Origin of the sequence: Serratia sp. AKBS12, from assembly GCF_024793895.1 — a bacterium.
Taxonomy (GTDB): Bacteria; Pseudomonadota; Gammaproteobacteria; order Enterobacterales; family Enterobacteriaceae; genus Serratia_F.
The window spans coordinates 1,556,793-1,570,633 of the sequence record NZ_JANUSB010000015.1 but is presented as its reverse complement, the minus strand read 5'-3'; the positions used below and the strand labels follow the sequence as shown (position 1 = coordinate 1,570,633).

14 protein-coding genes are annotated in these 13,841 nt (G+C 54.9%); all 14 read left to right on the top strand.

Features of this window, described 5'->3' with window-relative positions; all coding sequences use genetic code 11:
- Positions 1–87: 87 nt before the first annotated feature.
- The 14 genes from NYE85_RS17230 (at position 88) to NYE85_RS17165 (ending at position 13,770) form a co-directional block, all read left to right on the top strand.
- Positions 88–555, top strand: a complete 468-nt coding sequence (locus tag NYE85_RS17230; RefSeq protein ID WP_259005946.1) for a DUF2502 domain-containing protein — start codon at positions 88–90, stop codon at positions 553–555.
- A 178-nt stretch (positions 556–733) separates the two neighbouring features.
- Positions 734–1,741 carry a vitamin B12 ABC transporter permease BtuC gene (btuC, locus tag NYE85_RS17225; protein WP_259005944.1) on the top strand — a complete coding sequence of 336 codons (1,008 nt, stop codon included), beginning with the start codon at positions 734–736 and terminating at the stop codon, positions 1,739–1,741.
- 42 nt (positions 1,742–1,783) lie between these two features.
- Positions 1,784–2,335, top strand: coding sequence for a glutathione peroxidase (locus NYE85_RS17220; RefSeq protein ID WP_259005942.1), 552 nt, complete (start codon positions 1,784–1,786; stop codon positions 2,333–2,335).
- A gap of 15 nt (positions 2,336–2,350) precedes the next feature.
- Entirely contained in the window at positions 2,351–3,106 is a 756-nt protein-coding gene (gene btuD / locus NYE85_RS17215; protein WP_259005941.1) for a vitamin B12 ABC transporter ATP-binding protein BtuD, read from the top strand.
- A 401-nt stretch (positions 3,107–3,507) separates the two neighbouring features.
- Positions 3,508–4,662: a UDP-4-amino-4-deoxy-L-arabinose aminotransferase gene (gene arnB, locus NYE85_RS17210; protein WP_259005940.1), complete on the top strand. Its 1,155-nt coding sequence runs from the start codon at positions 3,508–3,510 to the stop codon at positions 4,660–4,662.
- Complete coding sequence (gene arnC, locus NYE85_RS17205) at positions 4,649–5,629, top strand: undecaprenyl-phosphate 4-deoxy-4-formamido-L-arabinose transferase (protein WP_259005939.1); 981 nt, start codon at positions 4,649–4,651, stop codon at positions 5,627–5,629. Before arnB ends, arnC begins: the two co-directional genes overlap by 14 nt.
- Positions 5,629–7,611, top strand: coding sequence for a bifunctional UDP-4-amino-4-deoxy-L-arabinose formyltransferase/UDP-glucuronic acid oxidase ArnA (gene arnA, locus NYE85_RS17200; RefSeq protein ID WP_259006360.1), 1,983 nt, complete (start codon positions 5,629–5,631; stop codon positions 7,609–7,611). Before arnC ends, arnA begins: the two co-directional genes overlap by 1 nt.
- Entirely contained in the window at positions 7,608–8,510 is a 903-nt protein-coding gene (gene arnD / locus NYE85_RS17195; RefSeq protein WP_259005938.1) for a 4-deoxy-4-formamido-L-arabinose-phosphoundecaprenol deformylase, read from the top strand. Before arnA ends, arnD begins: the two co-directional genes overlap by 4 nt.
- Complete coding sequence (gene arnT, locus NYE85_RS17190; protein WP_259005937.1) at positions 8,510–10,174, top strand: lipid IV(A) 4-amino-4-deoxy-L-arabinosyltransferase; 1,665 nt, start codon at positions 8,510–8,512, stop codon at positions 10,172–10,174. The genes arnD and arnT overlap by 1 nt, the downstream gene beginning before the upstream one ends.
- Positions 10,171–10,515: a 4-amino-4-deoxy-L-arabinose-phosphoundecaprenol flippase subunit ArnE gene (arnE, locus tag NYE85_RS17185; RefSeq protein WP_259005936.1), complete on the top strand. Its 345-nt coding sequence runs from the start codon at positions 10,171–10,173 to the stop codon at positions 10,513–10,515. The genes arnT and arnE overlap by 4 nt, the downstream gene beginning before the upstream one ends.
- Positions 10,512–10,904 (top strand): 4-amino-4-deoxy-L-arabinose-phosphoundecaprenol flippase subunit ArnF, encoded by a 393-nt coding sequence (arnF, locus tag NYE85_RS17180; RefSeq protein ID WP_259005935.1) that lies wholly within the window; start codon positions 10,512–10,514, stop codon positions 10,902–10,904. Before arnE ends, arnF begins: the two co-directional genes overlap by 4 nt.
- 117 nt (positions 10,905–11,021) lie before the next feature.
- The gene (locus NYE85_RS17175; protein WP_259005934.1) at positions 11,022–11,480 is read left to right on the top strand and encodes an NlpC/P60 family protein; all 459 of its coding nucleotides are present in this window, start codon (positions 11,022–11,024) and stop codon (positions 11,478–11,480) included.
- An 81-nt stretch (positions 11,481–11,561) separates the two neighbouring features.
- Positions 11,562–12,575 (top strand): lipoate--protein ligase A, encoded by a 1,014-nt coding sequence (locus NYE85_RS17170; RefSeq protein WP_259005933.1) that lies wholly within the window; start codon positions 11,562–11,564, stop codon positions 12,573–12,575.
- A 454-nt stretch (positions 12,576–13,029) separates the two neighbouring features.
- Positions 13,030–13,770 (top strand): EAL domain-containing protein, encoded by a 741-nt coding sequence (locus tag NYE85_RS17165; protein ID WP_259005932.1) that lies wholly within the window; start codon positions 13,030–13,032, stop codon positions 13,768–13,770.
- Positions 13,771–13,841 lie beyond the last annotated feature (71 nt).

Here is a 13,841-nt window from a genome sequence, read left to right as displayed (position 1 = left end):
GATACGAAAATAAGCCAATGGCCGATAGGCGACAAATAATCACCTTGCTATAAAGGAGCCAGCTGCAATTAAAGTGAGAATACACAAATGAACAAGATCCTGTTGCTGGTATGTTTGCCGCTGTTGCTGCCATTGGCCGTACAGGCGGAGATTGCCATCGATATCAAGGTGCCTGGTGCCTCCGTGCATCTTGGCGACCGGGATCATCGCGGGTACTACTGGGATGGCTACGACTGGCGTCCGCCACAATGGTGGCATGACCATCAGGGACGGAGCTTTGGCGAACGCAGTGCTCGCGGTTATTATTGGGATGGTGGTCGTTGGCAGCAATCGCCGCCGCGCGGTTATGGCTCTAGGGGTAATGATTGGCATCACGGCAATGACCAACGTCATGATGACCATCACCATCGTTCGCAACGTGATGACCATAACAGAGGGGCGGGCGATAATCACGACAGCTACCGCCAGGCTCGAGGAGAGGGCAACGGACACGATCGCGGCGATCGGCATGATGATAAGCCTTATCCACAGCATGGCAACGGTGCGCATGGTTAACTATTGATACCACGGCGGCTGATCTGGCGTTCACCGGCCGGTGACCGGCAGCCTCAGCCACCGTTTTCCTGGTTTCTGCTTTACAAAGACTTCCCCTTGCGGCGCTAACCCCCTAATATTTGACCCAAGACGTCAATTATCTGGCCATTCTCACGGCCGACAGGGAACTTCCGCGCGTATGCCGACCAGCCAGACTTTTACCGTATTGCTGCAAAACCAGCGTCAGCGTGATAAACGCCAGCTACAGTTGCTGAGTATTGGCGTGGCGCTGGCGTTTGTGATTAGCCTCAGCGCCGGCGACGTTTGGTTATGGCCGACCCAGTGGCTCAGCGAGTCCGCACAGCTTTTTGTCTGGCAGTTGCGCTTGCCGCGCGCACTAGCGGTGTTGTTGGTAGGGGCCAGTCTGGCGGTGGCTGGAGCGGTGATGCAGGCGCTGTTTGAAAACCCGCTGGCGGAGCCAGGGTTGCTGGGCGTAGCCAACGGCGCTGGCGTAGCGCTGGTGTTGACGGTATTGCTGGGCAACGGTCTGTTGCCCGTCACCATGATGAGCCTCAGTGCAATTATCGGCGCATTGTTGATGACCTTTCTGTTGCTGAGCTTCGCCCGTCGGCGACGCTTGACTAACGCACGTTTGCTGCTGGTCGGCGTGGCGCTGGGCATCGTATGCAGTGCGGTGATGACCTGGGCGGTCTATTTCAGTTCCAGCCTCGATTTACGGCAATTGATGTACTGGATGATGGGCGGGTTCGGCGGCGTTGACTGGCGACAAAAATGGCTGGTATTCGCGCTGCTACCTGTGTTGTTGTGGCTGTGTGGGCAGGGCAAGGCGCTTAATTTTATGGCGTTGGGCGACGTGCAGGCACGTCAGCTCGGGCTTTCACTGCATCTGTGGCGTAATATTCTGGTTATGGCCATTGGCTGGTTGGTCGGCGTCAGCGTGGCTCTGGCCGGTGTGATCGGTTTTGTCGGGCTGGTGATCCCGCACATATTGCGCCTCAGTGGTCTGACCGACCAGCGCTACCTGCTGCCGGGCTGTGCGCTGGCCGGCGCCGGCGTGTTGCTGGCAGCGGACGTGGTGGCACGCATCGCCTTGCTATCGGCGGAGCTGCCGATAGGCGTGGTTACCGCCACGCTCGGTGCGCCGTTATTTATCTGGTTACTGACCCGCGTAAAGAGCGTAAGGTAACCTTTCCGTTCACCTGCAATCAAAACAACAGGATACCTTCTTATGACGCAACCCATTTATCAGATCCCGGTAGACACTATTGATAATCAATCTACCACGCTGGAAAAATACCACGGCAGCGTACTGTTGGTGGTTAACGTGGCCTCGGAATGCGGGCTGACCAAACAGTATCAAGAGTTGGAAAACCTGTATGAGAGCTACCATTCGCAAGGGTTTGAAGTGCTCGGTTTCCCGTGTAATCAGTTCCTGGGGCAAGAGCCGGGCAGTAATGAACAGATTCAGGCTTTTTGTCGCGGCACCTTCGGTGTGAAATTCCCGATGTTCAGCAAGATAGAGGTCAACGGTGAGCAGCGCCATCCGCTGTACCAGGCGCTGATTGCCGCCGCTCCGGAAGCGGTTGCGCCAGCAGGTAGCGAATTTATGGCGCGGCGCATCAGCAAAGATCAGGGGCCAAAACAGCGTGGTGACATCCTCTGGAACTTCGAAAAGTTCCTGATCGGCCGTGACGGTAGCGTTATCCAGCGCTTTGCACCAGACATGGAACCGCAAGATCCGATCATTACGGATGCGATTAATATGGCGTTGGCAAAGTAAGCGATGGAGGACGGCATGCTGCAGCTCGACCAGGTTGGGGTCACCGGGCGTCTGGCGCCGTTTTCAGCACATATTGATGCAGGGCTGCAGGTGCATCTTATCGGCCCGAATGGCGCCGGTAAAAGTACGCTGCTGGCACGTCTGGCGGGGATGTTGCCCGGGCACGGCAAGATAAAACTAGCTGGCCGCGAGCTAGCCGATTATCAGGGCGGACAACTGGCGCTGCGACGCGCCTACCTTAGCCAGCAACAGCCACCGGTGATGCTGATGCCGGTGTTTCAATATCTGGCACTGCATCAACCACCAGGCGTTGACGAACGGCCGCTGGAAAGCGCTATTTATTATTTATGCCAGCGGCTGAAACTGATGGACAAACTGCCACGCCTGCTGACCCAGCTCTCAGGCGGTGAATGGCAGCGCGTACGCCTGGCGTCGGTGTTACTGCAGGTATGGCCGTCCATCAACCCGCACAGTCAGTTATTGCTGCTGGACGAGCCGACCAATAGCCTGGATGTGGCGCAGAAAGTGGCGCTGGATCGTCTGCTGCGCGAGTTTTGTCAAACAGGCCGCTGTGCATTGGTATGCGCACACGATCTTAACCATACGTTGCAGCAGGCCGATCGGGTATGGTTGCTGCATGCCGGTCAGGTGATAAAGCAGGGGGCAACGCGCGATATAATGCAGCCTGAGATCCTGTCAAAAATCTATGATGTTGATTTTCATTTGCATGCGGTGGGCGATCAGCGCTGGATCATGACCCGTACCGCGTAAAACGGCGTAGGGTATTATTATGACAATATCAACGGATGGTAAACAAACATAACTTAAATAAGAGAATAACCTGTCGGTTATTATTTTCAGCCCTCTAGTCGTTATACGGCCTCGCTTGTAAATAATCGGATCTTTTCTATACTTCTTTAAGTTCAATGAAATTAGGTAACTAATTGTTATTTAGTTAACTATTTGTTTTTAGTTTGTTTTTTATTTTTATCAACAGCGGGTTTTGCAATGGATTGGCTTAAGGAAATAATTTTTTCTTAAGGTTTAGTTAAGCTTCAACCCGTAGATTGGCTATAAAACCACCGAAGTGATTCTCTCTTGCGTTTAATGTCCGTTAAATAAAAGAGATTTACAGTGGCGCTAAAGCAAATTCGATACGTTTGGGGTTAACTATGGAACAATTCCTGCCTTTTTCACGCCCGGCAATTGGTGAGCAAGAAATTGCGGCGGTTGAAGAAGTATTGCGTTCCGGCTGGATCACCACCGGGCCACAGAACCAACGGCTGGAGCAGGATTTCTGCCACACCTTCGGCTGCCGGCATGCCGTTGCCGTGTGTTCCGCTACCGCCGGCATGCATCTTGTGCTGATGGCGCTCGGCGTTGGCGTGGGAGATGAAGTGATCACCCCGTCACAGACCTGGGTGTCCACCCTCAACATGATTGAACTGCTTGGCGCAACGCCGGTCATGATCGATGTCGATCGCGAAACGCTGATGGTCAGCGCCGCCGACGTCGAAGCGGCAATTACACCAAGAACCAAAGCGATAGTGCCGGTCCATTATGCCGGAGCGCCGTTGCCGCTGGACGCGCTGCGCGCCGTGGCGCAACGCCATAATCTACCCCTGATAGAAGATGCGGCGCATGCGGTTGGTGCCCGTTACCACCATCAATGGGTCGGCGCTCAGGGGACGGCAATCTTTTCCTTCCATGCGATCAAAAACCTTACCTGTGCCGAAGGTGGCCTGATAGCCACCGACGATGACGCGCTGGCCGAACGGTTGCGCAGTCTGAAGTTTCATGGCCTGGGCGTCGACGCCTTCGATCGGCAACGTCAGGGACGCAAGCCGCAGGCGGAAGTGATAGAACCCGGTTACAAATACAACCTCTCTGACATTCACGCAGCCATTGCTGTGGTGCAATTGCAGCGTCTGCCGCAGTTGAACGCCCGCCGTAGCGAGCTGGCGCAGCGTTATCTGGCTGCTTTGCAGAATTCGCCGTTCCAGCCGCTCGGCTTGCCACACTACCCGCATCACCACGCCTGGCACCTGTTTATGGTGCGTGTAGATGCTGAGCGTTGTGGTATTGACCGTGACACTCTGATGGAACGCCTGCAGGCGCAGGGCGTCGGCAGCGGTCTGCATTTTCGTGCCGCGCACACGCAGAAGTTTTACCGCGAGCGCTACCCGCAGCTGTCGCTGCCCAATACCGAATGGAACACGAGCCGTTTGTGTACGCTGCCGCTGTTCCCTGATATGACCGACGCAGATGTCGATCGCGTTATCAATACCCTGTTTTCCATAGTGGAGTCTTCCTGTGTCGCGCGTTGAACCGATTAAAAAAGTATCCGTGGTCATCCCGGTATTCAATGAACAGGAAAGCCTGCCGGCATTGCTGGCTCGTACCAGCGCCGCCTGCCAACGGCTGTCGCAGCCTTATGAAATCATTCTGGTGGACGACGGCAGCAACGATAACTCGGCCGAACTGCTGACCGCCGCAGCCGAACAGCCGGACAGTTGCGTGATTGCCGTTTTGCTGAACCGTAACTATGGCCAGCACTCGGCGATCATGGCCGGTTTTAATCAGGTTAGCGGCGATCTGGTCATTACCCTCGACGCCGATTTGCAAAACCCGCCAGAGGAAATTCCGCGGCTGGTGAGCGTTGCCGAGCAGGGGTATGACGTGGTCGGTACGGTACGCGCCAACCGTCGCGATTCCTGGTTCCGCAAAAGCGCTTCGCGGGTAATCAACATGATGATCCAGCGCGCTACCGGTAAATCGATGGGTGATTACGGCTGCATGTTACGCGCTTACCGCCGTCACATTGTTGAAGCGATGCTGCACTGCCACGAGCGCAGCACCTTTATTCCCATTTTGGCCAATACCTTTGCGCGTCGTACCACCGAGATTCAGGTGACCCACGCCGAGCGTGAATTCGGCGATTCCAAATACAGCCTGATGAAGCTTATCAATCTGATGTATGACCTGATCACCTGTCTGACCACTACGCCGTTACGTTTGCTCAGCGTGGTGGGCAGCGTGGTGGCATTGTCCGGCTTTTTACTGGCGGTGATATTGATCGTCATGCGTTTGCTGTTGGGGCCGGAATGGGCGGCGGGCGGGGTGTTTACCCTGTTTGCGGTGTTATTCACCTTTATTGGCGCTCAATTTGTCGGCATGGGGTTATTGGGGGAGTACATCGGTCGTATCTACAACGACGTGCGTGCTCGTCCGCGTTACTTTGTTCAAAAAGTGGTCGGCAAACAGCATGGCCACAACACTCAGGAAGAAGAATGATGAAAGCTATCGTATTTGCTTACCATGATATTGGCTGCGCCGGTCTGAAGGCGTTGACTGAAGCGGGTTATGAGATTCAGGCGGTATTTACCCATACCGACGATCCTGGTGAGAACAACTTCTTCTCTTCCGTTGCGCGCGTTGGCGCCGAGTTGAACTTGCCGGTGTATGCACCGGAAGACGTCAATCACCCGCTGTGGGTTGAGCGCCTGCGCGAGTTGCAGCCTGACATCATTTTCTCGTTCTATTACCGTAACCTGCTCAGCGACGAGATATTGTCGCTGGCCCCGCAGGGCGGTTTCAACCTGCATGGTTCGCTGCTGCCGCGCTACCGCGGCCGAGCGCCGATCAACTGGGCGCTGGTCAACGGCGAACGGGAAACCGGCGCCACGCTGCATAAAATGGTCAAGCGCGCGGACGCCGGTGACATCGTCGGCCAGCATGCGGTGGCGATTTCCGCCGATGACACCGCGCTGACGCTGCATCGCAAAGTTTGCGAAGCCGCACAGGTGGTGCTGCGCGAAGCATTGCCGAAGCTAAAAAACGGCACGGCCACCTTCCGCGCGCAAAACGAAGCGCAAGCCAGTTACTTTGGCCGCCGTACGCCGGCAGACGGTGAGATCCACTGGCATAAAACCGCCGCCGAAATCCACAATCTGGTGCGCGCAGTGACCGAACCGTATCCCGGGGCCTTCAGCTATCTCGGCCAGCGTAAAATGACGGTGTGGCGCTCCCGCGTGCTGGATATTCAGCACGACAAACAGCCGGGCACGGTACTGGATAATGCGCCGCTGGTGGTTGCCTGCGGTGACGGAGCGTTGGAAATCATCGCCGGTCAAAGTGAGGCTGGGCTGTATGTGCAAGGTGGTCGGTTGGCGCAGGAAATGGGCATCATGGTCGATGCACGCCTGGCGGCGAAGCCCGACAGCGTGGTGCAACGTAGAACGCGGGTGCTGATTCTGGGGGTTAACGGTTTTATCGGTAACCATTTGACCGAGCGTCTGTTGCGTGAAGATCGCTATGAGATTTACGGCCTGGATATCGGCTCGGATGCCATCAGCCGCTTTATGGACAATCCACACTTCCATTTTGTCGAGGGTGATATCAGCATCCATTCGGAATGGATCGAGTATCACATCAAGAAATGCGACGTGGTGCTGCCGCTGGTGGCCATCGCTACGCCAATCGAATACACCCGCAACCCGCTGCGGGTATTCGAACTCGATTTTGAAGAGAATCTGAAAATCGTGCGCGATTGCGTGAAGTACAACAAGCGCATCATTTTCCCGTCAACCTCCGAAGTGTATGGCATGTGCGACGATAAACAGTTTGATGAAGACACTTCACGTCTGATCGTCGGGCCTATCAACAAGCAACGCTGGATTTACTCGGTATCCAAACAGTTGCTGGATCGGGTTATCTGGGCCTACGGCGTGAAGGAAGGGCTGCGTTTCACGCTGTTCCGGCCGTTCAACTGGATGGGGCCGCGCCTGGATAACCTGGATGCCGCGCGTATCGGCTCGTCGCGCGCCATCACCCAACTGATTTTGAATCTGGTGGAAGGTTCGCCGATCAAGCTGGTGGACGGCGGGGCGCAAAAGCGCTGCTTTACCGACATCAATGACGGTATCGAAGCCCTGTTCCGTATTATTGAAAACCGCGATGGCCGCTGCGACGGCCAGATCGTCAATATCGGCAATCCGACCAACGAGGCCAGCATTCGCGAACTGGCGGAAATGCTGCTGGAAAGCTTCAATAATCACCCGTTGCGCGATCGCTTCCCGCCGTTTGCCGGTTTCAAAGACGTGGAAAGCAGCAGCTACTACGGCAAGGGCTATCAGGACGTTGAACACCGCACGCCAAGTATTAAAAACGCCCGCCGTCTACTGGACTGGCAGCCAACCATCGCCATGCAGCAGACCGTGGCCGATACGCTGGACTACTTCCTGCGGACCACCGTAGAGGCAGGTAAGGTGGCATGAAGCGCGTCGGCTTGCGCGTTGACGTCGATACTTTTACCGGCACCCGTGACGGTGTGCCGCGTCTGCTGAGCCTGTTTGAGCAGTACCATATTCAGGCCAGCATCTTCTTTAGCATCGGGCCAGATAATATGGGCCGCCACCTGTGGCGCCTGTTGCGGCCACGATTTTTGTGGAAGATGCTGCGTTCGAACGCGACGGCGCTGTACGGCTGGGATATTCTGCTGGCAGGCACCGCCTGGCCAGGGCGGAAAATTGGCCGTTCACTGGCGCCATTGATGAAGCAGGCCGTCGACGCCGGTCATGAAGTGGGGCTGCATGCCTGGGATCATCAGCGCTGGCAGGCTAACGCCGGTCGCTGGAGCGACGCCGAACTGACGCGGCAGATCCAACTGGGGCTGGATGCGCTGACGGCGGCCATCGGCCAGCCGGTAAAATGCTCCGCGGCGGCCGGTTGGCGTGCCGACACGCGGGTGCTGGACGTCAAACAGCGCTTCGGTTTCCACTACAACAGCGATTGCCGCGGTACGCGGCCGTTTCGCCCGCAGCTCAGTAGCGGGCGCTTCGGTACGGTGCAAATTCCCGTAACGCTGCCAACGTTTGATGAAGTGATTGGCAGCGAGACCAGCCTGGCGAACTTTAACGATTATATTTTGCAGTTGATGGAAAACCAGCGGGAGGTGCCGGTGTACACCATTCATGCGGAAGTGGAAGGCATGTCTCAGGCGGCGATGTTCGAACAGCTATTGCAGCGGGCGCAGCGGCAGGGGATTGAGTTTTGTCCGCTGAGCCGCCTGTTGCCACAGGATCTGACCACGCTGCCGGCGGGCCGCGTCATCCGTGCGCCGTTCCCTGGGCGAGAAGGCTGGTTAGGCTGTCAAAGCGCATTAAAGGATGATTAATGAAGGCATGTAAGAAAATCTGGGCAGGATTGCTGGCCCTGTTTTTTGCTCTGGTGTATCTGCTGCCAATCAACGGTCGCCTATTGTGGCAGCCGGATGAAACCCGTTATGCCGAAATCAGCCGTGAAATGCTGCAACGTGGCGATTGGGTAGTACCAAACCTGCTTGGTTTGCGCTATTTCGAAAAACCGGTGGCCGGCTATTGGTTTAATAACATTAGCCAGTGGCTGTTTGGCGATAGCAATTTTGCCGTGCGTTTCGGCTCGGTGTTCAGTACCGGTATTACCGCGTTGCTGGTGTTTAGCCTGGGCTGGTTGATGTGGCGCAATGTCCGGCGCGCCAGCGTGGCAACGCTGATGTTCATGTCGATGGTGTTGGTATTCAGCATCGGCACTTACAGCGTGCTTGATCCGATGATCGCGATGTGGCTGACCGCTGCGATGGTCAGTTATTACCTGACGCTGAAAGCCACCACCATCAAGGGAAAGCTGGGCGGCTATGTATTGCTGGGGTTGGCCTGCGGCATGGGCTTTATGACCAAAGGGTTCCTGGCGCTGGCGGTGCCGGTGATCGCGGTACTGCCGATTGCCATTATGCAGCGACGTTGGCGCGACTTGCTGATTTATGGCCCACTGGCGATTGTGACTGCGGCGTTGCTCAGCCTGCCGTGGGCATTGGCTATCGCCGAGCGCGAACCGGATTTCTGGCACTATTTCTTCTGGATTGAACATATTCAGCGTTTCGCCGAAGACAATGCGCAACATAAGGCACCATTCTGGTATTACCTACCGGTGCTGATGGCTGGCGTGCTGCCGTGGTTGGCGTTATTGCCGGGGGCACTGCTAAAAGGCTGGCGTGAGCGAGCCGGGCGTCCGGAACTGTTGTTCCTGTTGAGCTGGGTGGTGATGCCGTTGATTTTCTTCAGCATAGCCAAAGGCAAATTGCCGACCTATATTCTACCGTGTATGGCACCGTTGGCGTTGCTGATGACCGCCTATGCCGAGGACGCCGTCGCCGCGCTGCGCCAGCGAGTGTTCAGGGTCAATGCGCTGATCAATGGGGCGTTCGGCCTGCTGGGGATGGCGGCTTTGTTGGCGATCGGCCTTGGGTTGTTGCCGCGCCTGCATTTGTTCAGTCAGCAGGAATGGCCAAAGATTATCCTTGGCATCATCGCCTTCACCGGTTGGCTGTTGTTTGCCGTGGTATCGGTGCGTGACGGTGCCAGGCGCTGGTGCTGGGCGGCAGCCTGCCCGCTGCTGCTTTGTCTGCTGATCGGCTATGCCATTCCGCAACAGGTCATTGACTCCAAACAGCCGCAGAACTTTATCCGGACCAATCAGGAGGTCCTGATGCACAGCCGTTATGTTTTGAGCGACAGCGTTGGGCTGGCCGCCGGTTTGGCCTGGCAGCTCAAACGTAGCGACGTATTGATGTACAGCGAACAGGGCGAAGTAAGCTATGGGTTGGATTACCATGATGCGCGCAGTCGTTTCGTCAGCGATGCCGATTTCCCGCAGTGGCTGGCTCAGGCACGTCGACAGGGCAACGTTTCGCTGGTATTGCAACTGTCCCGCGGGGAAAGCGTGCCGAACAACCTGCCGCCCGCCGATCAATTGCAATTGATGAACCGGTTTGCACTGCTGTGGTATCAGCAACAGCCATGACGGGATATCTGCTGGTGCTGATAACCTGCCTGCTGACCTGCGCCGGTCAGCTGTGCCAGAAGCAGGCAGCGCGCTGCTGGCTATTGCCGGTTGAGCTGCGCCGCAGCCATGCGCTGCGCTGGCTGGCGTTGGCATTGTTGCTGTTGGCGCTGGGAATGCTGGTGTGGCTCGGCGTGTTGCAGCGGCTACCGCTGAGCGTGGCGTACCCGATGCTCAGCCTGAACTTGGTAGCGGTGACGCTGGCTGCGCGATGGTTGTTCAATGAACCAACCACGCTACGACACTGGTGCGGCGTGGCATCGATCGTGTTGGGGATTGTGCTGATGAGTCATACATCATGAAAGGCTATGGATGGGGTATTGCCAGTGTAGTGCTGGTTACGTTGGCGCAATTGCTGATGAAGTGGGGCATGGTACAACTGCCGCTGGTGCTGCTTGCCGACGGCGTGCCGGCGTTGCTGCGCCATCACGCTCTGCCGTTGCTGGTAGTAGGGTGCGGGATTTTCGGTTATGCATTATCGATGCTGTGCTGGTTCTTTGCCTTGCGCCATTTGCCGCTAAACCGTGCTTACCCCTTGCTTAGCGTCAGCTATGCGCTGGTCTATCTGGCCGCGGTGGCGCTGCCGTGGTGCAATGAATCGGCAACGCTGTTGAAAACGCTGGGAACCCTCTGCATCCTGTTCGGCGTCTGGTTAATTAACCGTGGTGGCGCAAATAAACCTGCCGAATAGCGCAAAAAACCGTACCGTACCGCTTATCACCTTCACCACGCTTGCCTTTTTCCTCACGCGAGGGATAAATTATGCCCAAAAGCATACGGCAACGGATTCAATAAAGGGATATGTAGGATGCGTACACTATTTTTACTGGTCAGCCTGGTTCTGGCCGGTTGCAGCAGTCACGCACCACCACCCAGCGGCAAGCTGGCGGATTCGATCGTGGTCGTGGCGCAGTTAAACGAACAGCTACGCCAATGGCACGGTACACCGTACCGTTACGGTGGGCTGGATCGCGGCGGCGTCGATTGTTCCGGCTTCGTCTATCGTACCTTCCGCGACCGTTTCGATATGCAACTGCCGCGCTCGACCGAAGCACAAACCGAGCTGGGCACCAAGGTATCGCGCGAAGAACTGTTGCCGGGCGACCTGGTGTTCTTCAAAACCGGCCATGGTGAAAACGGTCTGCACGTCGGTATTTATGATACCAACGATCAATTCATTCACGCCTCTACCAGCCGTGGCGTGATTCGTTCCTCGCTGGATAACGTCTACTGGAAAAAGGTTTACTGGCAGGCGCGCCGCATCTGACCCGGCGCCTTTTTCGATAAGTTAACCCTTTGTTTTCCGATATAATGGCAGCATCTCCTGTTTACTTCAGCGGTGACTGCCATGACCTCCCTGCGTTTATTGATTTCCGACTCTTACGATCCCTGGTTCAATCTGGCGGTTGAGGAGTGCATCTTCCGCGAGATGAACTCGCAAGTGATACTGTTCCTGTGGCGCAATGCCGAAACGGTGGTGATAGGCCAGGCGCAAAACCCGTGGAAAGAGTGCAACACCCGGCGGATGGAGCAAGACGGTATCCGCCTGGCACGTCGCAGTAGCGGTGGCGGGGCGGTGTTCCACGATCTCGGTAACACCTGTTTTACCTTTATGGCCGGCAAACCGGGTTATGACAAAACGGTATCAACCGACATTATTTTACAGGCGCTGTCACGTCTGGGTATTAACGCCAGCGCCTCGGGTCGCAACGATCTGGTGATTGATACCGCCGACGGCATACGCAAGATTTCTGGTTCAGCCTACCGTGAAACTGCAGATCGCGGCTTTCACCACGGCACGCTGTTGTTGAATGCCGATCTTAACCGGCTAGTTGACTATCTGAATCCCGATCCGAAAAAGCTACAGGCCAAAGGCATAACCTCGGTGCGCTCGCGGGTCGCCAATCTGGCGGAGTTTGCCCCCGGAATTACTCATCAGCAAGTGTGCGAGGCGATTATTCAGACCTTTTTTGCCTACTATGGCAGCAGCGCAACGGCGGAAGTGATTTCTCCCGAGGCGTTCCCCGACTTGCCTAACTTCGCCGAGCAGTTTGCCAAGCAAAGTAGTTGGCAGTGGAATTTTGGCAAAGCGCCGGCGTTCAGTCATCTGCTCAATGAGCGCTTCACCTGGGGCGGCGTAGATATCTTTTTCGACGTCGAACAGGGCGCAATTACTCGGGCACAAATTTTCAGCGATAGCCTGCAACCGGCACCGCTACAGCAGTTGGCCACCTTGCTGGTGGGCTGTGCCTACCGCAGTGATGCGGTGACGGCGTGCTGTCAGCGACTGTTGGCTGACTATCCGCAGCAGGCAACCGAATTACAGCAACTGCAACGGTGGCTTAGCGAGGTGATTAAATAACCGCAGCGGTAGATGTAAGAGCACAAGATTGGCAAAAAGCAAGGTGAGCATTTTTTATCAAACTCAATGTCAAGAATAAACGCCGGAATTGATATGTAATCGGTTTTAATCAATTGTAACGTTAAACGCACAGATGATAAAAAATGCCACCTGAGATATTTCTTAAAATTCGGCCGATTTTGCTAATAAAAACAAGATGGCTAAGTCAAATTGTCAGCACAGTTATATCACTTAAGTGAAATATCGATGATAAATCGGCTTTGTAGCGCCCATTTGTCTTAAGTGTAGGCTATTCTTTATCACCGTCCGACGTAGCGCATATAGCCTTAAGCTATCAATTAAAAGTGATTTTATCGGTATTTACATTGATATTTCCGATTAATCTCACAGGGATTGATCGATAAAATGTATTGATATACGATGAGATGCTCGCCATTTGGCCTCTGGCATTAAAATGAAAATCCAATTTGAAGCCGACTTTATTAGTCGCTATGTTTTCCAGCCGGTTTATTCTAGCGATGGACGGTTGTTAGCGGTAGAGATCTTGAGCCGATTCGATAGTCTTGACGGCGATCTGGCAATGCCAACGGAAATTGGGGTTGGCTTATTGACCCCCACGCAGAGAATTGCGCTATTTAATGAACAACTGCTGTTAATAGAGCAATATGCATCATGGTTTATTGAGCATCGAGTGTTATTGAGTATCAATATCGAACAAAGCGTGGCGGAGCTGATCGTTAACGATCGGCAGGTTGCTCAGCGTTTGCAACTTTTACCGTTTCTTGTATTAGAAATCAGTGAGGGTTTTCCTCAACTGTCTGCGGGCAAAAAAAATGATACGCTTTGCCGGCTCAGTGAGCGGTTTACGCTATGGCTGGATGATTTTGGCTCCGGTAAGGCACCGCTGAATGCGTTGTATGATGGCCTGTTTGACTACGTGAAAATAGACCGGCGTTTTTATTGGCAGCTGTTTTCTCACCAAGGCTATGACCTGATAATTGATTCGTTATTAAAGAATATCAATTTACTTTGCCAAGGGGTGATCGTCGCCGGAATAGAAGATAAACACCACCTGGATAAACTGATTAATGCCGAGGTTTTTGGCCTGCAAGGTTTTTTATGGCCTAGCGTCAGTGTGGATAATCTTGATTCGCTACGCCAGGTTCCCGAGGTGTTTAACGGTGAGAAACAATAATTATTTATATAGTAATGGGTATTCTTGGCAAGCTGCCAGGGGCGGGCTCGCCATCGTGCGCTTAAACCGTG